This window comes from Nocardia sp. NPDC050413 (assembly GCF_040655475.1).
GTDB classification, from domain to species: domain Bacteria; phylum Actinomycetota; class Actinomycetes; order Mycobacteriales; family Mycobacteriaceae; genus Nocardia; species Nocardia coubleae.
Genome location: NZ_JBFAJZ010000010.1, coordinates 23863 through 50274 on the forward strand (window position 1 = coordinate 23863; position 26412 = coordinate 50274).

General features: G+C 67.5%; 18 protein-coding genes. All 18 read left to right on the forward strand.

Annotated features, from left to right (window positions below; genetic code table 11):
• The first annotated feature begins 20 nt into the window (after window positions 1-20).
• The 18 genes from AB0I19_RS22090 (at window position 21) to AB0I19_RS22175 (ending at window position 26352) form a co-directional block, all read left to right on the forward strand.
• A complete protein-coding gene (locus tag AB0I19_RS22090) occupies window positions 21-566 on the forward strand; it encodes a hypothetical protein (protein ID WP_357150801.1) in 546 nt (181 codons plus the stop codon).
• Window positions 567-615: 49 nt separating this feature from the next.
• Window positions 616-1236, forward strand: a complete 621-nt coding sequence (locus AB0I19_RS22095) for a hypothetical protein (protein ID WP_357150802.1) — start codon at window positions 616-618, stop codon at window positions 1234-1236.
• Window positions 1237-1397: 161 nt separating this feature from the next.
• Window positions 1398-2636, forward strand: coding sequence for a UDP-galactopyranose mutase (gene glf, locus AB0I19_RS22100; RefSeq protein WP_357150803.1), 1239 nt, complete (start codon window positions 1398-1400; stop codon window positions 2634-2636).
• Window positions 2633-4558: a glycosyltransferase gene (locus AB0I19_RS22105; RefSeq protein ID WP_357150804.1), complete on the forward strand. Its 1926-nt coding sequence runs from the start codon at window positions 2633-2635 to the stop codon at window positions 4556-4558. The genes glf and AB0I19_RS22105 overlap by 4 nt, the downstream gene beginning before the upstream one ends.
• Before the next feature lie 71 nt (window positions 4559-4629).
• Window positions 4630-5142 carry a phosphatase PAP2 family protein gene (locus AB0I19_RS22110; protein WP_067494988.1) on the forward strand — a complete coding sequence of 171 codons (513 nt, stop codon included), beginning with the start codon at window positions 4630-4632 and terminating at the stop codon, window positions 5140-5142.
• Window positions 5143-5168: 26 nt separating this feature from the next.
• The gene (locus tag AB0I19_RS22115) at window positions 5169-6101 is read left to right on the forward strand and encodes a decaprenyl-phosphate phosphoribosyltransferase (RefSeq protein WP_067494894.1); all 933 of its coding nucleotides are present in this window, start codon (window positions 5169-5171) and stop codon (window positions 6099-6101) included.
• 43 nt (window positions 6102-6144) lie between these two features.
• Window positions 6145-8007 carry a flagellar motor control protein ZomB gene (zomB, locus tag AB0I19_RS22120; protein WP_357151019.1) on the forward strand — a complete coding sequence of 621 codons (1863 nt, stop codon included), beginning with the start codon at window positions 6145-6147 and terminating at the stop codon, window positions 8005-8007.
• A gap of 157 nt (window positions 8008-8164) precedes the next feature.
• Window positions 8165-9235: an alpha/beta hydrolase family protein gene (locus AB0I19_RS22125; RefSeq protein WP_181700508.1), complete on the forward strand. Its 1071-nt coding sequence runs from the start codon at window positions 8165-8167 to the stop codon at window positions 9233-9235.
• Window positions 9236-9536: 301 nt separating this feature from the next.
• Complete coding sequence (locus AB0I19_RS22130) at window positions 9537-10595, forward strand: alpha/beta hydrolase family protein (protein ID WP_067640238.1); 1059 nt, start codon at window positions 9537-9539, stop codon at window positions 10593-10595.
• Between the two features lie 233 nt (window positions 10596-10828).
• A complete protein-coding gene (locus tag AB0I19_RS22135; protein ID WP_243750028.1) occupies window positions 10829-11866 on the forward strand; it encodes an alpha/beta hydrolase family protein in 1038 nt (345 codons plus the stop codon).
• 216 nt (window positions 11867-12082) lie between these two features.
• The gene (locus tag AB0I19_RS22140) at window positions 12083-13849 is read left to right on the forward strand and encodes an alpha/beta hydrolase-fold protein (RefSeq protein WP_357151021.1); all 1767 of its coding nucleotides are present in this window, start codon (window positions 12083-12085) and stop codon (window positions 13847-13849) included.
• Window positions 13850-13962: 113 nt separating this feature from the next.
• A complete protein-coding gene (locus AB0I19_RS22145; protein WP_357150805.1) occupies window positions 13963-14466 on the forward strand; it encodes a DUF732 domain-containing protein in 504 nt (167 codons plus the stop codon).
• Window positions 14466-15455, forward strand: a complete 990-nt coding sequence (locus tag AB0I19_RS22150; RefSeq protein WP_067640242.1) for a cutinase family protein — start codon at window positions 14466-14468, stop codon at window positions 15453-15455. Before AB0I19_RS22145 ends, AB0I19_RS22150 begins: the two co-directional genes overlap by 1 nt.
• A gap of 153 nt (window positions 15456-15608) precedes the next feature.
• Window positions 15609-16628 (forward strand): LLM class F420-dependent oxidoreductase, encoded by a 1020-nt coding sequence (locus AB0I19_RS22155; RefSeq protein ID WP_067494879.1) that lies wholly within the window; start codon window positions 15609-15611, stop codon window positions 16626-16628.
• Window positions 16629-16841: 213 nt separating this feature from the next.
• Window positions 16842-18755: a long-chain-fatty-acid--AMP ligase FadD32 gene (gene fadD32, locus AB0I19_RS22160; RefSeq protein WP_357150806.1), complete on the forward strand. Its 1914-nt coding sequence runs from the start codon at window positions 16842-16844 to the stop codon at window positions 18753-18755.
• 94 nt (window positions 18756-18849) lie between these two features.
• The gene (gene pks13 / locus AB0I19_RS22165) at window positions 18850-24015 is read left to right on the forward strand and encodes a polyketide synthase Pks13 (RefSeq protein ID WP_357150807.1); all 5166 of its coding nucleotides are present in this window, start codon (window positions 18850-18852) and stop codon (window positions 24013-24015) included.
• A 5-nt stretch (window positions 24016-24020) separates the two neighbouring features.
• Entirely contained in the window at window positions 24021-25565 is a 1545-nt protein-coding gene (locus AB0I19_RS22170; RefSeq protein ID WP_067494870.1) for an acyl-CoA carboxylase subunit beta, read from the forward strand.
• A 205-nt stretch (window positions 25566-25770) separates the two neighbouring features.
• Complete coding sequence (locus tag AB0I19_RS22175; RefSeq protein ID WP_357150808.1) at window positions 25771-26352, forward strand: Uma2 family endonuclease; 582 nt, start codon at window positions 25771-25773, stop codon at window positions 26350-26352.
• Window positions 26353-26412 lie beyond the last annotated feature (60 nt).

A 26412-nucleotide genomic window follows, 5' to 3' on the forward strand; every position in this document is an offset into this window, starting at 1 on the left:
GGACGGGATACGGTCGGACCATGCTCGAGCAGGAGAAGACAACGACTCTCGGTGACGTGACGGCCGTCGTCGCCGTGACCCTCGGCGCGCTCGCCGCCGTCGCGAATCTGCTCGGCGCGGCGTACGTCCTGCGCACCTTCTTCAGCGAGCCGGAGCTGCTCGACGATTCGCTCGTGCTCTTCAGCACCCTCGGCGCGCTGGCCGCCGCGTTCGCCTTCGGCTACGGCGCGCTGCTGCTCGCCCGCCGCGACGACACCGGTCGCTGGGTGCTGATCGTCGCCGCCGCGGCGCAACTCGGCCTCGGGCTGCTCGCCCTGCTCGCCACGCTCATCGGCTACGACTCGGGGTACGGCATCCACTGGTTCGCCGACCAGTCGGTACTGCGTTCGATCTTCGTCGGTCTCGGTGGGGTGCCGGGGGCGGTGACGGCGATCGTCGATCACAACTGGACCGCCGCGGGCACCGCGACCGGTCTCGGCGCGATCGTGCTGCTCATGGCCATCCTGCCGTGGACGGCGGCCTACACGCGCGCACGCCCGAAAGGTCTTGTCGGACCGGTCGTATAGTTTCAGCTGGTCAGCACCAGGGCACACAGCTCATCAGGAGGGGGAAACGATGGGGTATCCGCACGGCCCGCAGGGCTACGACCCGTACGCGGCGCAGGGTTATGCACAACCGGGCTACGCCCCCGACCCCTACGCTCAGCCCTACGGCGCTCAGCCTTATGCCGAATACGGTTACGGCGCACCAGCTTACGGTGCGTATCCGCCTGGCTACGGCCGGCCACGCCCCGGCGGAGGAACGGCGATCACCGCTGCGGTCATCTCACTGCTGCTGTCGCTGATCGCCCTCGGCGGCCTCGGAATCGCCGCGGCCTTCATCTTCGGCACCGAGCCGACCAGCGCCACCGACGAAGCCGGCCGGTCCGAGGTGACCATCGGCCTCGCCATCGGCGCCGTCCCCAGCCTGCTGTGGTTCCTCGGCTCGATCCTGTTGTTCCGCCGCAAGACCGCAGGCCGAGTGCTCCTCATCCTGCTGTCCGTCCTCGCCCTGGCAGGCACCTGGGTCTCGGTCCTCATGGCACTGAGCCAGGCCTCCTCATCGGAGGCCGGCGGCGCGATCGCGGGCGCCCTCGTGATCTCGTTCTTCCCCCTCATCATCCTCATCCTGACCGCAGCCCCCTCGACGGGCCGCTGGATCCGCGCCGGCCGCCCGACCGCATATCCCCACTACTGACGCTCGCATCCCGCCCCGGAACAGCGACTCACACCCGAGAGTGCCGTACACATCGCCGTCGGTTCGGCGCCAGCCGGGTAGTGGCTGATAAAAGCACAGGTCAGGAGTCGGTCATGGACTCCGCCGGGACAATCGGCGGTCTTCCGATACGCTGGGCACCCGTGACCGCCGCATCGTCCCCGGGTAACTCCGTCAACGCAGATTCCGCCAGCCAGGCAAACCAGTACGACCTGATCGTGGTCGGGTCCGGCTTCTTCGGCCTGACCGTGGCCGAGCGGGCCGCGAACGTGCTGGGTAAGCGGGTGCTGGTGATCGACCGCCGCTACCACCTGGGTGGCAACGCCTACTCCGAGCCCGATCCGGAAACCGGAATCGAGATTCACAAGTACGGCGCGCACCTGTTCCACACCTCGAACAAGAAGGTGTGGGACTACGTCACCCAGTTCACCGAGTTCACCGGCTACCAGCATCGCGTGTTCGCCATGCACAAGGGCCAGGCCTACCAGTTCCCGATGGGGCTGGGTCTGATCTCGCAGTTCTTCGGCCGCTACTTCACCCCCGAAGAGGCCAAGAAGCTGATCGCCGAACAGGCCGCCGAGGTGAAGACCGCCGACGCGCAGAACCTCGAGGAGAAGGCGATCTCGCTGATCGGGCGCCCGCTCTACGAGGCGTTCGTGCGCGACTACACCGCCAAGCAGTGGCAGACCGACCCGAAGGAACTGCCCGCGGGCAACATCACCCGCCTGCCGGTGCGCTACACCTTCGACAACCGCTACTTCAACGACACCTACGAGGGCTTGCCCAAGGAGGGGTACACGAAGTGGCTGGAGAACATGGCCGCCTCCGAGCTCATCGACGTGCGCCTCAACACCGACTGGTTCGACGTGCGTGACGAGATCACCGCCGCCAACCCCGACGCCCCCGTCGTCTACACCGGTCCGCTGGACCTGTACTTCGACTACGCCGAAGGCGAACTGGGCTGGCGCACCATCGATTTCGAGACCGAGGTGCTCGAGCAGGGTGACTACCAGGGCACCAGCGTCATGAACTACAACGACGCCGACGTCCCGTTCACCCGCATCATCGAGCCGCGCCACTTCCACCCGGAGCGCGACTACCCGACCGACAAGACGGTCATCATGCGCGAGTTCTCGCGCTTCGCCCAGACCGGCGACGAACCGTACTACCCGATCAACACCCCGGAGGATCGCGCCAAGCTGCTCGCCTACCGCGAGCGCGCCAAGCGCGAAACCGCCGAGAAGAAGGTGCTTTTCGGTGGCCGTCTGGGCACCTATCAGTACCTGGACATGCACATGGCGATCGGTTCGGCGCTGAGCATGTTCGAGAACGTGCTCCGTCCGCACCTCGAGTCGGGCGCGCCCCTGGTGGACGAGGCATGAGCGCGCAACCGATGCTCGAAGACGTGACCACCGAGACCCGCGCCAAGTCGCTGCTGCAACGCGTCATCCTGCCGCGCCCGGGCGAACCGCTGGACGTGCGGACCCTCTACCTGGAGGAATCCACCACCAACGCCCGCCGCGCGCACGCCACCAGCCGCACCGCGCTCTCGATCGGCGCGGAGTCGGAGGTGTCGTTCTGCACCTATTTCAACGCGCTGCCCGCCAGCTACTGGCGTCGGTGGAGCGTGCTGAAGTCGGTGGTGCTCCGGCTGGAGCTGGCCGGGCACGGTCGCGTCGACGTGTACCGCTCCAAGGCGGACGGTTCGCGAATCCACGTGCAGGGCAAGGAGTTCGCCGTTCCGCAGGGTGCGGATTCGGTGTCGGTGGAGTTCGAGACCGACCTGGGCCCGTTCGAGGACGGCGGCTGGATCTGGTTCGACATCACCACGGACACGGCGGTCACCCTGCTCGCGGGCGGCTGGTACGCGCCGCAGGAGGCGCCGGGCACCGGCAGCATCGCCGTCGGCATGCCCACCTTCAACCGGCCGACCGACCTGGTGAAGACCTTGGCCGCCCTCGGCTCGGACCCGCTGGTGCTCGGCAATGTCGCCGCGGTGATCGTGGCCGACCAAGGCAACCGCAAGGTCGTCGACGAGCCGGGCTTCACCGAGGCCGCCGCGACGCTGGGCGACCGGCTCAGCATCCACGACCAGCCCAACCTCGGCGGGTCCGGCGGCTACAGCCGCGTCATGTACGAGGCGCTCAAGACCGACGCCGAGTTCATCGTCTACATGGACGACGACATCGAGATCGAGCCCGACTCGATCCTGCGCGCGCTGGCGTTCTCCCGGTTCGCCAAGTCGCCGCTGCTGGTCGGCGGGCAGATGCTGAACCTGCAGGAACGCTCGCACCTGCACAGCATGGGTGAGGTCGTCGATCGCGGGATCTTCATGTGGTCCTCGGCGCCGAACGTCGAGTACGACCACGACTTCTCGAAGTACCCGCTCAAGGACCGCGACAACTCCAAGCTGCTGCACCGGCGCATCGACGTCGACTTCAACGGCTGGTGGACCTGCGTGATCCCGCGCAAGGTCGCCGAGCAGATCGGGCAGCCGCTGCCGCTGTTCCTCAAGTGGGACGACGTCGAATACGGTCTGCGCGCGCGTGAGGCCGGGTATTCCACGGTGACTCTCCCCGGTGCGGCCGTGTGGCACATGGCCTGGTCCGACAAGGACGACGCCATCGACTGGCAGGCCTACTTCCACCTGCGCAACCGCCTGGTCGTCGCCTCGCTGCACCTGCCGGGCGACGGCAAGCCGATGATCGTGAACACGGTGAAGGCCACCCTCAAGCACCTGCTGTGCCTCGAGTACTCCACGGTCGCCATCCAGAACGAGGCGATCCGCGACTTCCTCGCCGGGCCGGAAGGTCTGTTCGACCTGCTGCCGAGCGCGCTGGGCAAGATCCACGCGATGCGCAAGGAGTACCCGGACGCCGTCGTGGTTCCGTCGTCGACCGAACTGCCGCTGGCCAGCCGCCACGGTGTCGGCGCCGTCGGTGAGCCGGGCAACCCCATCGCCAAGGTGGCGCGCCTGGCCAAGGGCGTGGTGCACAACTTCCGCAAGGCCGACCCGGCCGCCCACGAGACACCGCAGCTCAACGTGCCGACGCTGGACGCGCGCTGGTTCCTGCTCTCACAGGTCGACGGCGTGACCGTGACGACCGCCGACGGCCGTGGCGTGGTGTACCGCAAGCGCGACCCGCGCAAGGCGGCGGAGCTGCTCAAAGAAGCTCTGCGCCTGCGCAAAGAGCTCACCGCCCGCTTCCCGGAGATGCAGCAGCGCTACCGGGCCGCGCACGCCGAGCTGACGAGCACGGCGGCGTGGGAGAAGACCTTCGGCCTGAACGGAACGAGCAAGTGAACGCGATCAACCCGGAACTGGAACTCCTCGACGAGGGCTGTGGCGGCGACTGCGCGTGCAGTGGAGAGTACGTGGAGGTGCCCGTCGAGGTCGCGATCCTCAACGCGGTGCAGGGCACCATCGGCACCAACCCGGCCGTCGTGTCGGCCGCGCGGGCGATGTCGCACTTCGGTGAGCACGCGCTCGGCTGGGTCGGCATCGCGGCGGCGGGCTGGCTGGTCGACAAGCCGCGCCGCCGTCAGTGGGCGGGCGTGGCCGTCGGCGCGGTCGGGGCGCACGCGGCGTCGATCGTCATCAAGCGCATCGTCCGCCGTCCGCGCCCGAACGATCCGTCGGTGCAGGTCAACGTGTCTACGCCGAGCAAGCTGAGCTTCCCGTCCTCGCACGCCACCTCCACGACGGCGGCGGCGGTGTTGCTCGGCAGGCTCACCGGGCTACCCTTGCCTGCGGTGCTCGTGCCACCGATGCTGTTGTCCCGGGTCGTGCTCGGGGTGCATTACCCTTCCGATGTGCTCGCCGGTTCCGCACTGGGGGCCGCGTCGGCCGCCGCCGTGCTCGCCGCCGAAAAGAGACGCCGCCCGTGACCGCTACCGAAAGAACTCTGGCTGAGATGAGCGAAGAACCGTCCGCCGCCGTCCTGGACGAGGCTGCTGTGAAGGGCCCGCCGAAGACCCTGGCCGGCGGGCTCGTCAAGGCCGTTCGCCCACGTCAGTGGGTCAAGAACGTGCTCGTGCTCGCCGCGCCGCTCGCCGCGGGCCCCGAAGCCGTCAGCGACCTGGGGATCCTCGCGCACGTGGCGATCGCGTTCGTCGTGTTCTGCATGGCCGCCTCGGGCATCTACCTGGTCAACGACTCGCTCGATGTCGAGGCCGACCGCGCCCACCCGACGAAGCGGTTCCGGCCGATCGCGGCGGGCGTCGTTCCTGTCAACCTGGCTTACGCGCTGGCCGCCGTGCTGCTGGTCGGTTCGATCGCCGGTTCGTTCCTCGCGTCGTGGCATCTCGCCGTGGTGATGGCCGTGTACATCGGCATCCAGCTGGCGTACTGCCTGGGGCTCAAGCACCAGGCCGTGCTCGACATCTGCATCGTCTCCTCGGGCTTCCTGCTGCGCGCCATCGCCGGTGGCGCGGCCGCGGATATCGAACTGTCGCAATGGTTCCTGCTGATCATGGCGTTCGGTTCGCTGTTCATGGCGGCGGGCAAGCGCTACGCCGAACTGCAGATCGCGCTCGACACGGGCGCCAAGATCCGCAAGTCGCTGCAGTACTACACCCCCACCTACCTGCGCTTCGTCTGGACGCTCGCGGCCACCGCGCTCGTGGTGTTCTACGGACTGTGGGCGTTCCAGCAGGGTGAGGCCCGTGACACCCAGTGGTACGCGATCTCGATGGTGCCGTTTACCATCGCAGTCCTGCGTTACGCGGTCGACGTCGATGGTGGCGAGGCCGGTGAACCCGAAGAGATCGCGCTGGGGGACCGCATCCTGCAGTTCCTCGCTATTGCCTGGATCGGAGCGGTAGGTGTCGCTGTCTATCTCACCTGACGAGATCGTGGTAGCGGAGCGGGAATCATCTGAAGACGAACGGCTGGGCAGCGCCGAACAGGCGCGCCCGGCCGCGCGTTTCGCAGCCGCGTCCCGGGCCACATTCGTCGGTGGGGTCGTGCTCACCGCCGCGCTGTTCGCGATCGGTGCCTGGCAGCGGCGCTGGATCGCCGACGACGGGCTCATCGTCCTTCGCACAGTGCGCAACCTGCTCGCGGGCAACGGCCCGGTCTTCAACATGGACGAGCGGGTCGAAACCAATACCAGCACCGCCTGGACCTACATCGTCTGGTTCTTCAGCTGGGTCACCCAGGCCAGGCTCGAATACGTGGTGCTCGGTGTCGCGCTCGTCGTCTCGGTGCTCGCGATGGTGTTCGCCATGCTCGGCACCGCGCGGCTGTGGGGCGGAAGCACCGGTCAGCTGCTGATCCCGGCGGGTGTACTCGTCTACATCGCGCTGCCGCCCGCCCGCGACTACGCCACCTCCGGGCTGGAGAGCGGCCTGGTCATCTGCTGGGTCGGGCTGCTGTGGTGGCTGATGATCCGCTGGAGCCAGGCCGCGGTCGTGCGGGTTCCGGGGCTGCTCGGGCTGGTTTTCCTTGCCGGTCTCGCACCACTCGTCCGGCCCGAAGCCGCCCTGATCGGGGCGCTCGCGCTCGGCATGATCTTCCTCGCGCCGATGCCGCAGTTCCGGTTCGGGCCGGTGGTGCTGCGCGCGTTGATCGTTCTCGTCGCCGGGCTGGTCCCGGTCGCCTACCAGATCTGGCGGATGGGCTACTACGGCCTGCCCTATCCGAACACCGCCGTCGCCAAGGACGCGGGCGGTGCCAAGTGGGGGCAGGGTCTGAAGTACCTGGCCGATCTGGTCGGGCCCTACTACTTGTGGATCCCGCTGCTCGTCCTGCTGGTCGCGGGCGTGCTCGCCGCCATGGCGCACGGGTTCCGGGTGAAGCCCACCTGGTCGATCGCCGCGATTCGCTCGTGGTTCCGTTCGCCGAGCGCGGTCGTGGTGATGGTGCTGCTCAGCGGCGTGCTGCTCACCGTGTACGCGGTGCGCGTCGGCGGTGACTTCATGCACGGCCGGATGCTGCTCACCCAGTTGTTCCTGCTGCTGCTCCCGGTGGCTGTCGTCCCCATCCCGGTGCGCGCGTTCGCGGCACGGGACTGGTCGTTCGCGGTGCTGCTCGTCGCGCTGCTCGGCACGGCGGGCTGGTCGCTGTACGCGGCGAGCACCACCGCCATCACCACCGGAACCAAGATCAGCGCCTCGGGCATCGTCGACGAGCGCGTGTACTACGTGCTCAACACCGGTCACGACCATCCGATCCGCGCCGAGGACTACCTCGACTACCCGCGCATGCGGGCGATGGTGAACGACATCGCGAACAACCCCAACGGCGGCCTGCTGCTGAACTCGCCGTCGTTCACCTTCTGGTACCTCGACCCGCCGCCGCAGCCCATCCCCGAGGGCGGCGCCGGGCATACCGTGTACTTCCTCAACCTCGGCATGACCAGCATGAACGTGCCGCTGAGCGTGCGCGTGATCGACCCGATGGGCCTGGCGTACCCGCTGGCCGCGCATTCGGACCGGCTCGTCGACGGCCGCATCGGCCACGACAAGAGCCTGTACCCCGACTGGGTGGTCGTCGATTCGGGCATGGTCGACATCCATCCGTGGATGCCGTGGTTCATGGACGAGAAGTGGGTGACCCAGGCACGCACCGCCATGTCGTGCCCCGAAACGCAGGCCCTGATGATCTCCGTGCGTGACCCCCTCACCTTCGATCGGTTCAAGCACAACCTCCGCAATGCGATGACCTTCGCGAAGTACCGCATCGACCGCGTCCCGAAGTACGAGATCCAGCGGTGTGGGTTGGTCAACCCCTACCCCGAGCCACAGCGCTGAATCGATCACATAATTACTTTTTGGTAACGCCAGGCTATCGATGTAGCGATAGGGTCAACGAGGAACTTCCGTCGGCGCACTGGTGTGCCGGATGTCAGTCGGCGGTCATTGCAACCGCGGTTCCGCGTGAACCGCACGAGGAAAGGCCCAACACAGAATGCGTGGCGGACGTCTGAGAACCAGGGGAGCCGGCTGGCTCAAGCGGTCGGTGCTGGTTTCGTTGGCGATCGTGCTGCCGCTCGGGGCGTCGGTGGCAGGTCCCACCGGCACCGCGACGGCGGCATTCGATCCCAGTGGTTTCGATTTCTGGGTCGACTCCGAAATGGGCCCGATCAAGTCGCGGATCTTCCGCGCGGCCGACGGCAACACCAACCGGGTCGTGTACGCGCTCGACGGCATGCGGGCCCAGGACGACCTCAGCGGCTGGGAGAAGGACACCAACGTCGCCCGCGCGCTGATGGACGCCAACATCAACGTCGTGATGCCCGTCGGCGGCCAGTCCAGCTTCTATGCCGACTGGAACGCGCCGAGCAACTTCTTCGGCCTCGACGCCGGTTCGGGCGGTAGCTCCACCGGTTCGGCGGCCACCGGCTCGTCGATGACCGGTTCGTCGATCGCTCCGGCCCAGGTGGCGGGCAAAAAGAACACTTACAAGTGGGAAACCTTCCTGACCACGCATCTGCGTAACGCGCTGTCGAGCAGGCTCGGTTTCAACCCCAACAATAACGGTGTCTTCGGTCTGTCGATGGGTGGCTCGGCCGCCCTGACCCTGGCCGCCTACCACCCCGACCAGTTCAGTTACGCCGGTTCGTTCTCCGGCTACCTGAACATCTCCGCGCCCGGTATGCGTGAGGCCATGCGCACCGCCATGATCTCCGCGGGCGCCTTCAACATCGACGCGATGGCGCCGCCGTGGGGCCCGCAGTGGCTGCGCATGGACCCGTTTGTCTTCGCGCCGCGCCTCGTCGCCAACGGCACCCGCGTCTGGGTCTCGGCGGCCAGCGGTATCCCCGGCGCGGGCGATGTGTCCAACCCGATGGAAATCGTGCAGGGCGTTCCGCTCGAGCTGCTCGCGATGGTGAACAGCCGCGCGTTCCAGGTCCGCATGGCGACCCTCGGCGGCGGCAACGCCACCTTCGACTTCCCGATCACCGGCGTGCACAACTGGCGCAACTGGGAAGCGGAAGTCCACCGCATGATCCCCGACCTTTCGGCCAATATCGGCTGAGTCGGCTGGTTTCACGCGAAACCGCCCGGGTGCATTCGCACCCGGGCGGTTTTGTGTTTTCGCGTCACGATCCGAGGCAAAGACGGTGACGAATCATGTGCGACAGATCACCGAGAGTTGTGTTGCGGGTCACTTTCCAGCAACATGTAAGCGTTCGTGAAGCGTTTGATACTCAGTGAGCATGCGTCGAGGTTGAATCGTCCGTTTTGCCCTGGTTCGATCACATTTCGGCGCCCGATGAGGAATCCGACTGCGTAGCTCGGGGTTTGCGCTATCGGTCTGCCGAGAAAGGTCTAGTCGAATGCGAACACTGCGCCGCGAGCGTGGACCCGTGAAGACCGCAACCCGCGGATCGTGGGTGCGGCGATGGGCCGCGGGCGTATCCATGGCTCTGCTCGTCCCGCTCGCCACGGCCGTCGGCGGTACCGCCGCGCCGGCCGCCGCGGGCTTCAACCCGGCCGCGTTCGACTTCTGGGTCGATTCCGGCATGGGCCCGGTGAAGACGCGCATTCTGCGCGCGGCCAACGGCAACACCAATCGAGTGGTCTATGTCCTCGACGGCATGCGTGCCCCCGAGCATCTCAACGGCTGGGAAATCGAGACCGATATCCCCAACGCGCTCGCGCGGGCAGATATCAACGTGGTGATGCCGGTCGGTGGAATGTCGAGTTTCTACGCCGACTGGAATTCCCCGAGCAGCTTCTTCGGTGTGCCCGGCACCGGTCCCGCCACCGGTTCCGGCGGGATCGACGCGTTCGCAGGCGGACCGGGCAAGAGCTACCGGTACCAGTGGGAAACCTTCCTCACCAGGGAACTGCCCAACGCGCTCGGCGACCGGCTCGGCTTCAGCCGCACCCGCAACGGCGTGTTCGGTCTGTCGATGGGTGGTTCGGCGGCGCTCACCCTCGCCGCCTACCACCCCGACCAGTTCTCCTTCGCAGGCGCCTACTCGGGTTACCTGAACATCTCCGCGCCCGGTATGCGTGAGGCCATCCGCCTCGGCATGATCGACGCGGGCGGCTACAACGTGGACTCCATGGCCCCGCCGTGGGGCCCACAGTGGCTGCGGATGGACCCGTTCGTGTTCGCCCCCAACCTGGTCCGCAACAACACCCGCCTGTGGATAGCGGCGGGCTCAGGCTTGCCGACCAGTTCCGACGGGCCGAACATCAATACCGTCAACGGAATGGCGCTGGAAGCGCTGGCACTGGCGAACACTCGCGCCTTCGAAGTCCGCATGGCCACCCTCGGCGCGCGCAACGTCACCTACTCGTTCCCGCCCTTCGGCATCCACGCCTGGAACACCTGGAACGACGAGGCCCTGCGCATGATCCCGGACCTGTCGAACAATATCGGCTGACAAAACATGAACCGGCGCCGAATATTTCGGCGCCGGTTCTGTGTCTGCAGCACCCGGTTTGCGGGCCGAATGTTCCTGCCCTTGCAAGTAATTCGCCAGTCGAATATCCTCCAGCGAGCGTAAGTGTGACCAGATCGTTGTTTCATCTCTTCTGACGACCGGAGTGTCGGGATCCGGTTGTCGGCACCGACGTGTCTGGCATGCCATAACAGCAGAAAGAGAGCGGAATTCACATGCGTTTCGGCAAGGCCGTCGCGCCGAAGGGTGACCAGCCGGGTACCTCCCGGGGCACAGCACCTCGTGGTTGGCGTAATCGAATTCTAGCTGTCGGCGCAGCAGCCCTCGTGCTGCCGATCGCCGCGGGTGCGGCGGCCCCGACTGCGTTCGCCGCGCCGGTTCCGGGTGTCGCACTGCGTGCGCCCGCAGGTGGCTACGAAGAACTGATGGTCCCGTCGAAGATGGGTCCGGTGAAGGTCCAGGTCCAGTGGGCCCGCAATGGCGGCAATGCCGCGTTGTACCTGCTCGACGGTCTGCGCGCCCGCGACGACCGCAACGCCTGGTCCTTCGAGACCAACGCGATGCAGCAGTTCGCCAACGACAACGTCACCCTGGTGATGCCGGTCGGTGGCCAGTCCAGCTGGTACGCCGACTGGACCGCCGCGTCCAACACCAACGGTCAGAAGACCACCTACAAGTGGGAAACCTTCCTCACCGAAGAGCTCCCCGCCTTCCTCGAGGGCTACGGCGTTTCCCGCCACAACAACGCGGTGCTCGGCCTGTCGATGTCGGGTCCGGCCGCGCTGCGGCTGGCCGCCCTGCACCGCGACCAGTTCAAGCACGCTTCCTCGCTGTCGGGCCCGCTGAACTGGGGTGCCCCCGGCATGCGTGAGGCCATCCGCGTGATGATGCTCGACGCGGGCCGCTTCAACGTCGACTCCATGGCCGCTCCGTGGAGCCCGGCGTGGCTGCGGATGGACCCGATGGTGTTCGCGCCGGAGCTGCGTGGTCTGCCGATGTTCATCTCCTCGGCCAACGGCCTGCCCGGTCAGCACGATCGTCCGGCCGGTCTGGGCGGGGTGTACAACACCGCCAACGCGATGGGCATCGAGGCCATCTCGTTCGTGAGCACCCTGGCGTTCCAGCGTCGTCTGGCCAGCCTCGGCATCCCGGCCACCTTCGACTTCCCGGCCACCGGTACCCACTCGTGGAAGTACTGGGAAGACCAGCTGTGGAAGGCTCGCCCGCAGATCCTCGGCGCGCTCGGTGCCTGAGTAGTTTCCGCACAGCAACGCTGAGAAGACCGGCTCACCCGCAGGGTGGGCCGGTCTTTTTGCTGTGCGGGCGCTTCGCGTGTCTTCCCCGGTTATCGGCCGGTACTGCGGTACAACGTGACGGAGGCTGTGTCCCAGGGTGGGGATAGGAGGTCGCGCGTGTTGCAGAAACATCGTCTCCGGGCGCCGATTCGGCGGATCCTCGGAATCGCGGCCATGACCGCCGCCCTGCTCGGTCCCGCGCTCGCCGTTCCCACGCCCGCACAGGCCGCGGTGGCGTCGGTGCAACGGGTGGAGTGGCTGACGGACCGACGGGTGGCCTTGACGGTCTTCTCGCCCGCCATGAACACCCCCATCCAGGTGCAGATGCTGCTGGCCCGCGACTGGCACGCCCGCCCCGACGCCGCGTTCCCGATGATGCTGATGCTCGACGGCCTGCGCGCCCAGGACGACGAGAACGGCTGGACCAAAGACGCCGACGCCGAAGGCTTCTACGCCGACAAGAACGTGAACGTGGTGCTGCCGGTAGGCGGTCAGTCCAGCTTCTACTCCGATTGGCTCGAGCCCAACAACGGCCGTGTGTACAAGTGGGAGACCTTCCTCACCAAGGAACTTCCGCCGGTGCTCGAACGTGACTGGCGCACGACGGATGTGCGTGGCGTCCAGGGGCTTTCGATGGGCGGCACGGCCGCGATGAACCTGGCGGGCCGCAATCCCGGCCTGATGAAATACGTGGCCTCGTACTCGGGCCTGCTCACCACGACGACGCTCGGTATGCCGCAGGCGATCGAATTCGCGGTCCGCGACGCGGGCGGGTTCGAGTCGTCGGCCATGTGGGGTCCGCCCGGCAGCCCCGAGTGGGCCGCTCACGACCCGTATCTGCTCGCGGAGAAGCTCAAAGGCGTGAGCATGTACGTCTCGAGCGGCAGCGGGCTGGCGGGCAGCCATGATCAGGCGGGCGAGATCCCGCTGCTGAGCGAGAACTGGGCGGGCACCGGACTGGAGATCCTCTCGCGTCTGTCGACGCAGAATTTCGTGACCAAGCTGGAGAAGCTCGCGATCCCCGTGCAGGCGAATTACCGTCCGGCGGGCACGCATTCGTGGCCGTACTGGGATTTCGAGATGCGTCAGTCGTGGCCGCAAGCAGCGGCCGCGCTCGGCACGGAGCCCGGTGGGGTGCAGTGCGCGGCGGGCGGTGCGATCGGTTCGGTTGTGCAGGTGGCGAATTGGCTCGGCGGGTGCGTCACGGGGGAGTACGCGGCGGGCGCCGGGGTGGTGCAGGACTTCATGAACGGCCGGGTGTTCCATTCGGCCGCGACCGGTACCCACGCCGTCGGCGGTCGGATCGGCGGCACGTATGCCGGAATCGGCGGTGCCGCTTCGCCGTTGGGGCTGCCGACCGGCGACGAGCACGGCCTGCCCGACGGGCGCGGCCGCATGCAGACCTTCGAGGGCGGCTCGATCTACTGGACGCCGCAGACCGGCGCGCAGGTGGTGCGCGGCGCCTTCCTCGAGGAATGGGGCAGGCAGGGTTTCGAAGGTGGACCCGCGGGCTACCCGTTGGCCGCCGAAGCGCGTACGCCGAGCCGCGACGGCGCGGTGCAGGCCTTCGAGCACGGCACCATGTTCCACAGCGCCGCCACCGGCGCGCACCGCGTGGAGGGTTTCATCCTCGACAAGTACGCCCAGCTCGGATTCGAGAACAGCCCGCTCGGGTTCCCCGTGTCGGGTGAACTGCCGCTGAAGGACTTCGGCCGGGCCACCCGGTTCGAGGGCGGCACCATCTACTGGAGTCCGCTCTCGGGTGCCTTCGCCGTGCGACCGGGCCCGCTGGCCGACGCCTGGGCCGCACAGGGCTTCGAGAACGGCCGTTTGGGGTATCCGGTGAGCGACGAGTTCACCGTTCCGGGTGGTGTGCAGCAGAACTTTCAGACCGGGTTCATCGTGGTGCGCGACGGCAAATCCGAAGTGCACGGTGTGTGAGCTCGGGCTGAGAACTCGCTGAGGTTCGTGCCGGGGCGCCCGGACCACCCGTGTGTCCGGCTAGCCTTGGCAGCGACCGCTCCCCTGACTAACGATCGAGGAAAGACATCTTCATGCATCGGATCCCTGGCAAGGTAGCCGGATCGGTCGCGGCCCTCGCGGCCGTCGCCCTGCTGTCCGCCTGCGGCGACAACGACTCGACCGCCTCGCAGACACCGACCCTTTCGTCGAGTGCGAGCGCCGCCGCGTCGGCGACCACGCAGGCTCCCGCCACCTCGGCGGCCGAGGACACCACCTCGGCGGCGCCGGAGTCCGAGACCTCGGCACCCGAGCAGCCGCTGGTCGCGCCGACCGTCGAGGAGACCCCGGCCACCGGCAAGGACAAGGCGTTCCTCGACGAGCTCGGCAAGAACGGCATCCATCCGGCCGACCAGACCAGCGCGATCACCGCGGCCACCTACATCTGCTCGGCGAAGAGCACCGGCGCGAGTGACGCCGACATCGCCACCTTCGTCGCCGCGATGGCGGGCACCGACGCCGCGTTCGACCCGGCCAAGATGGACGTCAACAAGGCCGCCGAGATCTACATCGCGGCCGCGAACGCCACCTACTGCTGATGAATCCCCGACCGACGCGACGTACCCGCAGGTTCTGGCCTGCGGGGTGTCTGACGGTACTCGCGCTGCTCGTCCTGGCGATCATCGTCATCGTGCTGTTGTGGTACCTGCTCGCGGGCCGGTTGCGTGAGCCGGGGCCGACGCCGCCCGGGCCCCCGCCACCGACGTCGCAGTCGGCGGACTGTCCCGATGTGATGTTGCTGTCGATTCCCGGTACCTGGGAGTCGGCGAGCAATGACGACCCGTACAACCCGACGGCCAATCCGATCTCGCTGATGCTCAGCATCACCAATCCGCTGCGCGCCCAGTTCCCGGAGAACCGGCTAGAGGTGTACACCGTGCCCTACGTGGCACAGTTCTCGAACCCCATCGCCATCCCGCCGGACGGTCAGGCCTCGTACAACAACAGCCGCACCGAGGGCACCGCGCGGGCCACCGACATCCTGGCCCAGCGTCACCAGCAGTGTCCGCTCACCACCTACGTGATCGCCGGGTTCTCCCAGGGCGCGGTCATCGCCGGTGACGTGGCCGCCCAGATCGGCGCGGGCAACGGCCCGATTCCCGCCGACCGGGTACTCGGCGTCACCGTGATCGCCGACGGCCGCCGCACCGCGAACACCGGCCCCGGCCAGCCGACCGAGATCGGCGACCCGCCGCCTGCGGGCGAGGGTGCCGAAGTCGCGTTACGGGGGGTGAACGTGCCGGGAATCACGATGACCGGCCCGCGTGAGGGTGGTTTCGGCGAGCTGGCACCGAAGGTGTTCTCCATCTGCGCCCCCGGCGACATGATCTGCGACGCGCCGCGCGAGGCGCTCAATCCGGTGAACGCGCTGGGCAGTCTCGCGGCGCTGATCCGGTCGGCGGGCAACCCGGTGCATGCGCTCTACGCGAGCAATACCGTCGACGGACAGGGCACCACGGCCACCCAGTGGACGGTGAACTGGGCGAGCGAGCTCATCCAGAACGCCCCCCATCCACCGCATTCCTGAGTTTCGCAAGACGAGGTTGTCACAGTCACAGGGCCGCCATGTTTGGCGTGGTTCATGCCTCGCTGTGACATCCGCAGTACTGTTCGCTCGCACGCTGTAAAGTGCGCTGGTGATTGCGCCCGAACACACCGGAGAGCCAGGAGCGAAGAGTTCATGACCGAAGCTGGGGCACCCGTCGGTGAGTTGACCGCGCTGGGTACGCCGCTGCGTCCGTTCCGTTTCGCCGCGGCGGGCGAGGGCAACAAGCAGGAGGGTGGCGCGCGCAAGTTCGTCCAGACGGCACAGGAAGCCGAGGAGATGGGTTACGACACGTTCGTCGTGCCCGATCACCTGGGTGACCAGATCGGCCCGATCGCCGCGCTGGGCGCACTCACGCAGGCCACGAGCAAGATCCGGCTCGGCACCTCGGTGCTTGCCAACGGATTCCGCCATCCCGTCGTGCTCGCCAAGGACCTGGCGACCATCGACGTGCTGTCCAAGGGCAGGCTGGAAGTCGGCGTCGGCGCGGGCTGGATCAAGGAAGAGTTCGAGAACGCGGGCATCCCGTACGAGCGTCCGGGCGTGCGCCTGGAGAAGCTCGACGAGTCGCTGACGATTCTCGACACGCTGCTGCGCGGCCAGGAATGCAACTTCGAGGGCAAGCACTACCAGGTGCGCGGCATCAAGGGCACGCCGCGCCCGAGGCAGGGCCCGCGTCCGCCGCTGTGTACCGGTGGTGGCGGCCCGAAGATGCTCGCCCTGGCGGCCAAGCACGCCGATATCGTCTCGGTGGTGCCGCAGACGACCAAGAACGGCAAGGGCCTGCTCTCGGGCATCACGCTCGAGAAGACGATCGAGAAGGTCAACATCGTCAAGGCCGCTGCCGGTGACCGGTTCGCCGACATCGAACTGAACTGGGCCATCACCGCCATCGTCATCACCGACGACCGGGAGAAGACCGCCGAGATGGCGCTGCGCGCGATCGATCGTGGCCTGCACCCGGACCTCGAGGTCGACGTGGAACTGTCGGTGGAAGATATTCTGAACTCGCCCTACGTCGCGATCGGCACGTTCGAGGAAATCGCCGAACAGATCAAGCGTGTGCGCGAACTCACGTCGATGTCGTATGTCGGCATCTTCCCCACCCAGATGGACGCGTTCGCGCCTGTCATTCCGCTGCTGCGGGAGGACTGAGCGGGGGTTCTCTGTAACATGACTCTGGTTTGAGAACATCTAGCCGATAGCGGTCTACCGCGCAGACCGCTCGAAAATCCGCAGGTTGTCAGGATGCACGCTCCGGCGTGCTCCGGGGGCCGGTGGCGATAGCGAGTCGTGGCCGCACCGGCGTCAACGTCGAAATGCGTTGGACGAATTCACCGGTGACTCGGCCTCGGAGGAGAAGAAGGAATGGAAGAGACTTTCGACGACTACCTGGACGAGACCGGGAACATCGTTATTCCCGAGGGTCGGACCCTGGTCGATCACGTCGAGAAGCACACCCGTAACGATGCGAACACGCTCGCGTACCGCTACATCGACTATTCGCGGGAACGCGACGGCGAGGTGCACGAGCTGACCTGGCAGGAGTTCGGAGTTCGGCTGCGCGCGGTGGCCGCTCGCCTGCAACAGGTGACCAACCCGGGCGACCGGGTCGCGATCCTCGCGCCGCAGGGCCTGGACTACGTGATCTCCTTCTTCGCCGCGATCTACGCGGGCACCATCTCGGTGCCGCTGTTCGATCCCGACGAGCCCGGCCACACCGACCGGCTGCACGCCGTGCTCGGCGACTGCGAGCCCTCGGCGATCCTCACCGCTACCTCCTCGGCGGCAGGCGTGCGCCAGTTCTTCCGTTCGCTGCCCGCCGCTCAGCGCCCGCGCATCATCGCCGTCGACGCGATCCCCGACACCCTCGGTGACTCGTGGGTCCGGCCGGACACCGCGATCGACGACATCGCCTACCTGCAGTACACCTCGGGTTCCACCCGCACCCCCGCCGGCGTGGAGATCACGCACCGCGCGGTCGGGACGAACCTGCTGCAGATGATCAAGTCGCTGAACATGAACGAGAACTCGCGCGGCGTCACCTGGCTGCCGCTGTTCCACGACATGGGCCTGCTGACCGTGATCCTGCCCGCCGTCGGTGGCAAGTTCATCACCATCATGTCGCCGAGCGCGTTCGTGCGCCGCCCGTCGCGCTGGATCAACGAGCTGGCCGCCGTCTCCGACGGTGCCGGCACGTTCGCGGCCGCGCCGAACTTCGCGTTCGAGCACGCCGCCGCGCGTGGGGTGCCGAAGGCGGGCGAGTCGCTGGACCTGTCGAACGTGATCGGCCTGATCAACGGGTCCGAGCCGGTGACCGTGTCCTCGATGAAGAAGTTCAACGAGGCGTTCGCGCCGTTCGGTCTGCCCAAGACGGCCATCAAGCCCTGCTACGGCATGGCGGAGGCGACGCTGTTCGTCTCGGCGACCAAGTCCGAGGACGAGGCCAAGTACATCTACGTCGACCGCGACGAGCTGAACGCGGGCCGGATGGTTCGGGTCGAGCCGACCGCGCCGAACGCCATCGCGCAGGTCTCCTGCGGTTACGTCGGGTTGTCGCAGTGGGCCGCGATCATCGACCCGGAGTCGATCGACGATCCCAAGGGCGGCCGTGAGCTGCCCGACGGCCGGGTCGGTGAGATCTGGCTGCACGGCAAGAACATGGGCATCGGCTACTGGGGTCGCCCCGACGAGTCGGCCAAGACGTTCCGCAACAAGATCGCCGAAGCGCAGCCGGGTGGGCACACCGAGGGCACCGAGCCCGGTGCCGACTGGATGCGCACCGGCGACTACGGCGTGTACTTCGAGGGTGAGCTGTACATCACCGGTCGCGTGAAGGACCTGGTGATCGTCGACGGGCGCAACCACTACCCGCAGGACCTCGAGTACTCCGCCCAGGAGGCCTCGACGGCGCTGCGCCCCGGTTTCGTCGCCGCCTTCGCGGTGCCCGCCAACCAGCTGCCCGCCGAGGTCTTCGCCGCCGACAGCCACTCGGGCCTGAAGTTCGACGCCGACGACGCCTCCGAGCAGCTGGTGATCGTGGCCGAACGCGGTCCCGGCGCCGGCAAGGCCGACCCGGGCCCGATCGCCGACGCCGTTCGCGCGGCGATCTCGCAGCGCCACGGCGTCACCGCGCGTGACGTGCTGCTCGTGCCCGCGGGTTCCATTCCGCGTACGTCCAGCGGCAAGATCGCCCGGCGCGCCTGCAAGGCCGCCTACCTCGAGGGAACGCTGCGCGGTGGTTACACCCAGCAGGCTTTCCCCGATGCACCGGAAGAGTAATCGGCCGACCGGCTCGGAGCTGACGCCCGGTGCGACCACACCGGGCGTCAATCCACGGCGCGCCCTGTACGCAGACAGGTAGCTTGAGGAATTGATGGCTGACAACGAGGGCACGCCCACCCAGAACCCCGACCTCCCCGCGGAGCAGACCGAACTCTCGGTCGCCGAGCTGCGTGACTGGCTGCGCCGCTGGGTCGCCGACGCGACCGGCCAGTCGATCGACGCGATCACCGTCGACCGGCCGATGGAGGAGTTCGGGCTGGCCTCGCGCGACGCGCTGGCCCTCGGCGGCGACATCGAGGACCGCACCGGCGTTTCGCTGGCTCCCACGGTGATCTACCAGCATCCGACCATTGCGTCGCTGGCCGAGATCATCGTCAACGGTGAGCCGGAGGAGGTCGAGGAGTCGGCCGACGAGTACACCGCGAGCTTCACCCCCGGTGAGGCGCACGACATCGCCGTGGTCGGCCTGTCGACGCGGCTGCCGGGCGCGGGCGACACTCCCGAGTCGACCTGGGAATTCATCATGGGCCGCGGCGACGCGATCCGTGAGCTGCCCGAGGGCCGCTGGGACGAGTTCCGCGCCGACCCGTCGGTCGCGGCGGCCATCGAGGCGGGCAACACCCTCGGCGGCTACCTGGACCAGGACGTGGTGAAGGGCTTCGACGCGGAGTTCTTCGCGATGTCGCCGGTCGAGGTGGAGCGGGTCGACCCGCAGCAGCGGCTGATGATGGAGCTCACCTGGGAGGCGCTCGAGCACGCGCGCATCCCGGCCAGTGACCTCAAGGGCGGCAAGGTCGGCGTGTTCGTCGGCTCCTCGACCAGCGACTTCCAGCTGCTCGCCTCGCTGGGTCTTGGCGATCGTGATCCGGATCTGCCGGTGTCGGCCGAGGGCTATGCCCTGCTCGGCGCGTCGACCGGTGTGATCGCGAACCGTGTCTCGTACTTCTTCGACTTCCGCGGCCCGTCGATCACCGTCGACACCGCCTGCTCCTCGACCATCGTCGCGGTGCATCAGGCCGTGCGCGCGCTGCGTGACGGCGAGGCCGATGTGGCGCTCGCCGGCGGCGTGAACATGATCCTGGCCCCGGTGATCACGCTCGGTTTCGACCAGAACGGCGCGGTCGCCAAGGACGGGCACATCAAGGCGTTCTCCTCCGACGCCGACGGCATGGTCCGTTCCGAGGGCGCGGGCCTTGTCGTGCTCAAGCGCCTCGTCGACGCCGAACGCGACGGCGACAACATCCTCGGCGTGATCAAGGGTTCGGCCGTGAACTCCGACGGCCGCTCCAACGGCCTGTTCGCCCCCAACCCCGACGCCCAGGTCGACGTGCTGCGTGCGGCCTACCGCGACGCGCGCATCGCCCCCTCCTCGGTCGACTACATCGAGGCGCACGGCACCGGCACCCCCATCGGCGACCCGATCGAGGCCGACGCGCTGGCCCGCGTCATCGGCCGTGGCCGCGAGGCCGACAAGCCCGCCCTGCTCGGTTCGGTGAAGACCAACTTCGGCCACCTCGAATCCGGTGCGGGCGTGCCCGCGCTGGCCAAGGTGCTGATGTCGTTCCAGCACAACGTGATTCCGCCGAACATCAACTACGCGGGCCCGAGCCCGTACATCCCGTTCGAGCAGGCCAACCTCAAGGTCGTCGACGAGCCGACCGAGTTTCCGCGCTACAGCGGTGTCGCCACCGTCGGTATCTCCGGTTTCGGTTTCGGTGGCACCAACGCGCACGTGGTGCTGCAGGAATACGTGCCGTCGCAGCCCGTCGTCGAGGACGTGACGTCCGAGCAGGTCGCCGCCGCCCAGGTCGAGGGTGAGGAGACCACCGATGTGGTCGCCGAGGCCGTCGCGATCACCGAGGCCGCCGTCGAACCGGCCCCGCTCGAGTGGGACGGCGACCGCGAGGAGCCGCTGCCGGTGATTCTCGCCGTGTCGGCCTACCTGCCGTCGCGCCGCAAGCGTGCCGCCGCGCGGCTGGCCGACTGGCTAGAGGGTGCGGGCAAGGATGTGCCGCTGGCCGACGTGGCCCGTTCGCTGGCCAAGCGCAGCCACCAGCGTTCGCGCGGTGTCGTCGTCGCCAAGACACACGAGGAGGCCGTGGCTGGTCTGCGTGCGATCGCCGAGGGCAAGCCGGGCGCCGGTGTGTTCACCGCCGACTCGCCCGCGTCCAACGGTCCGGTGTGGGTGATGGCCGGTTTCGGCTCCCAGCACCGCAAGATGGCCAAGCAGCTTTACACCGAGAACTCGATCTTCCGTAAGACGGTCGACGAGGTCGACGAGCTGGTGCAGGACGAGGCCGGCTACTCGATCCGCGAGATGTTCCTCGACGACGAGCAGGACTACGACGTCGGCACCTGCCAGGTCGGCATCTTCACCATCCAGCTCGGCCTCGCCGCGGTGCTGCGCGCACACGGCGCGGAACCCGCTGCGGTGGTGGGTCATTCGATGGGTGAGGTCGCCGGTGCCTACATCGCGGGCGGTCTGTCGATCGAGGACGCGGTGCGCGTGATCTGCGCCCGCTCGCGCCTGATGGGCGAGGGCGAGCAGATGATCACCGAGGACGACGTGCGCAATATGGCACTGGTCGAACTCAGCGCCCACGACGTGGCCCAGCTGCTGCCGCGCTTCCCCGATGTGGAGTGCGCGGTGTACGCGGCGCCGACGAACACCGTCATCGGCGGGCCGCGCGACCAGGTGGAGCAGATCGTCGCCGAGGTGGAGGGCATGGGCAAGTTCGCCCGCATCCTGCCGACCCGCGGCGCGGGCCACACCTCCCAGATGGATCCGCTGCTCGGCGAACTCGCCGCCGAACTCGCCGGCATCGAGCCCACGTCGCTGAAGGTCGGCCTGTACTCGACCGTGCACGAGGGCCTGTACTTCAAGCCCGGCACCGACCCGATCCACGACGAGCCGTACTGGGTGAAGAACATGCGCCACAGCGTGTACTTCACCAACGCGATCAAGGCCGCCGTCGACACCGGGCACACCACGTTCCTCGAGCTGGCGCCGAATTCCGTTGCGCTGATGCAGGTTCTGGGCACCACCTTCGCGGCCGGGGTGCACGACGCGCAGCTCATCCCGACCTTGAAGCGCAAGGAGGACGAGTCGGCCGGTGTCATCGGCGCGCTCGCCCAGCTCTACGTGCACGGTCATGCGGTGAACCTGAGTTCGCTGCTGCCCGAAGGTGATTACGCCGATATCCCGCGTACCGCGTTCGTGCGCAAGGAGTACTGGCCCAAGGTCACGATGTCGGGTGGCTCGGGCAGCACCCGCGTGCCCGGCGCGCATGTCGCCATGCCGGACGGACGCCACGCGTGGGAGGTGCAGGCCGGTTCGGTCTCCGACCTCACCGCGCTCGTGAAAGCCGCTGCCGCGCAGGTACTTTCCGATGTCGCCGTCACGGTGACGCACCCGCACGCCGAACTGCCGACCACCGGCACCCTCACCACCACGCTCACCCCGCACCTCGGTGGCGCGTCGGTGCAGGTGCACGCCAAGACGCCGGTCGGGTTCACCCTGCTGTTCGACGCGGTCGTGACCTCCGGTGCTGCCTTGCCCGAACCCGTTGCACCCGTTGCTGTTCCGGCCACCGATCCGTCGGCCGCCGAGATCGCCGTCGCCACCAGCGACCGCTGGGACCCCAACGGCAGCGAGACCGTCGAGCAGCGGCTGTGCGTGATCGTCGCCGAGTCCATGGGCTACGCCGTCGAGGACCTCCCCATGGAGATCCCGCTGATGGAACTCGGCCTCGACTCGCTGATGGCCATGCGCATCAAGAACCGCGTGGAATACGAATTCGACATCCCGCAGCTGCAGGTGTCGGCCGTGCGTGATGCCAGCCTGCACGAGGTGGCCAAGGTGCTGCGCTACGCGATCGAGCACCGCGACGAGGTCGCGGCGATGGCGGAGAAGCAGGCTGCGGCGCGGGCCGCGGGCGAAGATGTGGAGCTCGGGGTCGACGCGAACTTCGTGGAGGCGGCGCGGGCCGCTATCGCGGCGGGGGATGATCCGTTGGCCGCGGCCAAGGCTGCCGGTGTTGAGCTTCCGTCGGAAAGTGCTGCGGGGGAGTCGGTTTCCGATGCGCCTGCTAGCGATGCGGCTGTGGCCGAGCCGGTTGCGGAAGAGTCCGCCGTTGCCGATATCGACTACTTCGCCGATGCGAGTGCCGACGAGGACAACGTTCCGCCACGTGACGCGGCCGAGCGGCTGACCTACGCCACCTGGGCTGTCGTCACAGGCGCCTCGCCCGGCGGCATCTTCAACACTCTCCCGATTCTGGAAGAGGAGGTCGCCGAGAAGATGGCGGCCCGCCTCACCGAGCGGGTGGGTGCCGAGGTGACCGTCGACGACGTGCTCGACTGCGAGACCATCGAGCAGCTGTCCGACATCGTGCGCGGGTTGCAGGACAGCGGGGCCGATGTGGACGGGTTCGTTCGTCCGCTGCGGGCTCGCGTGGAAGGTTCCGACGCCGTGCCGGTGTTCGTGTTCCATCCGGCCGGTGGCAACACGTTGGTCTACGAGCCGCTGTTGAAGCGTCTGCCCGCCGATACCCCGATGTACGGCTTCGAGCGGGTCGACGGCTCCATCGAGGAGCGGGCCCGCCAGTACCTGCCCGAGCTGCGCAAGCTCCAGGGCGACGGGCCGTACGTGCTGGCCGGTTGGTCGCTGGGTGCGGTGCTCGCACTCCAGGTCGGTCAGATGCTGCGCGAAGAAGGCGCCGACGTGCGCTATGTCGGCCTGATCGACCTCGCGATGACCGTCGAGGACGAGGACAACAGCCCCGAGGAGCGCGTGCGCCGCCTCGAGCGCTACCAGGCCTTCGCCAAGAAGACCTACAACGTCCCCGCCGAGCTCGATCGGGAGCAGATCGAGGAACTCGCCGCTGCGACGGATACCGAGCAGTTCGCGATGATCAGCGACCTGATCAAGCTGTCCGGTGCGAAGATTCCGGGGGGTGTGCTCGAACATCAGCGCACCTCATGGCTGGAAAACCGTGCGCTGCAGCAGATTTCGCCGCGTCAGTATGACGGTGACGTCGTGCTGTACCTGGCCGACCGCTACCACGACGGCGCGATCGAACTCGAGCCGCGTTTCGCCCATCGCAAGCCGAACGGCGGCTGGGACGAATACATTCCCAACCTGGAGATCGTCCATATTCCGGGCGACCACCTGCAGATTGTCGACGAACCGCGGATCGGCCAGATCGGTGCCGACCTCGCCGCCAAGCTGGCCGCGATTTCCGCAAAGGGAGATTGAGTTAGTTGAGCACGACCGCCGAAAAGCTTGCCGATCTGAACCAGCGGCTCGAGCTCGCCAAAGAGCCCGCGGGCGCGAAGGGTATCGAAAAGCGGGCGCGTAAGGGCATTCCGAGTGCCCGAGACCGGATCAACATGCTGATGGATCCGGGCACCTTCGTCGAGATCGGTGCGCTGGTCCGCAAGCCCGGCGACCCGACCGCCCTTTACGGCGACGGTGTCGTCGTCGGGCACGGACAGGTCGACGGCCGTCCGGTCGCCGTGTTCTCGCACGATCAGACCGTGTACGGCGGTTCGGTCGGCGAGGCGTTCGGCCGCAAGCTGTGCGGCATCATGCAGTACGCCGCCAAGGTCGGCATCCCGCTGGTCGGCATCAACGATTCCGGCGGCGCGCGCGTGCAGGAGGCCATCAGCTCGCTGGCCTGGTACGCGTGGATGGCGACCAATGTGGAGCCGCTGTCGGGCATGGTGCCGCTGGTGTCGGTGATCCTCGGCAACTGCGCCGGTGGCGCGGTGTACCAGCCGATCTGCACCGATGTGGTGGTGGCGACCGAGTCGGCGCACATGTTCGTCACCGGTCCGAAGATCATCAAAGAGGTCACCGGCGAGGACGTGAGCCTCGAGGAGCTCGGTGGTGCGAAGACGCAGGCCGAGTACGGCAACATCCACCACGTTGCCGTCGACGAGGCCGCCGCGTTCCAGTGGGTGCGCGAGTACCTGGCCTACATGCCGAGCAGCTGCCAGGAGCTCCCGCCGGTCGTGAACCCGGGCATCGAGCCCGAGATCACCGACTCCGATCGTGAGCTGAACACGATCATGCCGGATTCCGACAACGCCGGTTACGACATGTACGACATCCTGCTGCGCATCTTCGACGACGGCGAGTTCAAGGAGATCAGCGCGGGCACCGGCCCCAACATCATCACCGGTTTCGCCAGGGTCGACGGCCGCAGCGTCGGCGTGGTCGCCAACCAGCCGCTGGCCTCGGCCGGCGCCCTCGACGCACGTGCCTCGGACAAGGCCTCGCACTTCGTGCGCCTGTGCGACGCGTTCGAGATCCCGCTGATCTTCGTCGTCGACACCCCCGGCTTCCTGCCCGGCGTGGAACAGGAGAAGGTCGGCGTCATCAAGCGCGGCGGCCGCTTCCTGTTCTCCTATGTGGAAGCCTCGGTCCCCAAGATCACCCTGGTGGTCCGCAAGTCGTACGGCGGCGGCTACGCGGTGATGGGCTCCAAGCAGCTCGGCGCCGACATCAACCTCGCCTGGCCGACCGCCCGCCTCGCCGTGATGGGCGCCGAGGGCGCCGTCAGCCTCCTCGGCGCCGCCCAGATCGCCGCCGCCCCCGAAGACCAGCGCGCCGCCATCCGCCAAAACCTGATCGACTTCTACAACGCCAACATCGCCACCCCCTGGGTAGCCGCCGAACGCGGCTTCATCGACGCGGTAATCGAACCCGCCACCACCCGCCTCGAACTCCGCCGAGCCCTGAAACTCCTCCAGGACAAGAAACTCCAGCGCAACCCCCGCAAACACCACGTCCTGCCCTTGTAGCCCTCACCAACGGCCTGCCGCGACTCCCGCGGCAGGCCGTTGCGCTCGCCCACCGAGCAACCTCACACAGTCCTACCGAGTCCCCACGCGTCGGCGATCACCGGCCAACCGATCACATCCTCATCGCGCTCCAACCTGCTCGCGAGCCGCATGCCGACCATCGAAGGATGCTTCGTCAAGCGAATGCACTGGGTATCGTTGATTCATGACCGCAGCGCGTGAGCCGCTTATGACGACCGGGGAGTTCGAGGAACTCGCGCGGGTCGCCGGTCAGGTGTCCGAGGGTGTACGGCTGGAGTTCGTCGAGGGGAAGCTGGGGGCGAAGGCCGTGCCGGACGGGGACCACGACTGTGTGCTCGAGTGGCTGATGCGTATCCTGCTCGTCTTGCGCCCTGAACTGTGGCTGTTTCCCGAACGCGGTCTGAAGGTCGACTCGTATCGGACAGGTCGGGCGCGCCCGGACGGCGCACTCGCTCCGACAGGTGTCTTCGCAGGACAACCCGAATGGGCCGACCCTGCGCCGGTATTGATGGTCGTCGAGGTGACATCACACGATCAGGACACGGATCGGCGGGACCGTTGCGAGAAGCCGCGCGCTTACGCCAGAACCGGCATTCCGGTGTATCTCCTGATCGATCGGGAGAAGGGTTCCGTAGTCGTGCGGAGCAATCCGGTCGACGGTGAGTACGAGCGAATCCTCATCCAGCCCTTCGGCGCACAGGTCACCATCCCCGAACCCGTCGGCGTCACACTCGATACAGAGCCGTTGAAAGCCTGGGTTGCCTGACCCTGAAAATCTCTTACGCGTTCGAACGCCGCAGTCGGAGCTTGGAATTCGTAGTCGAAT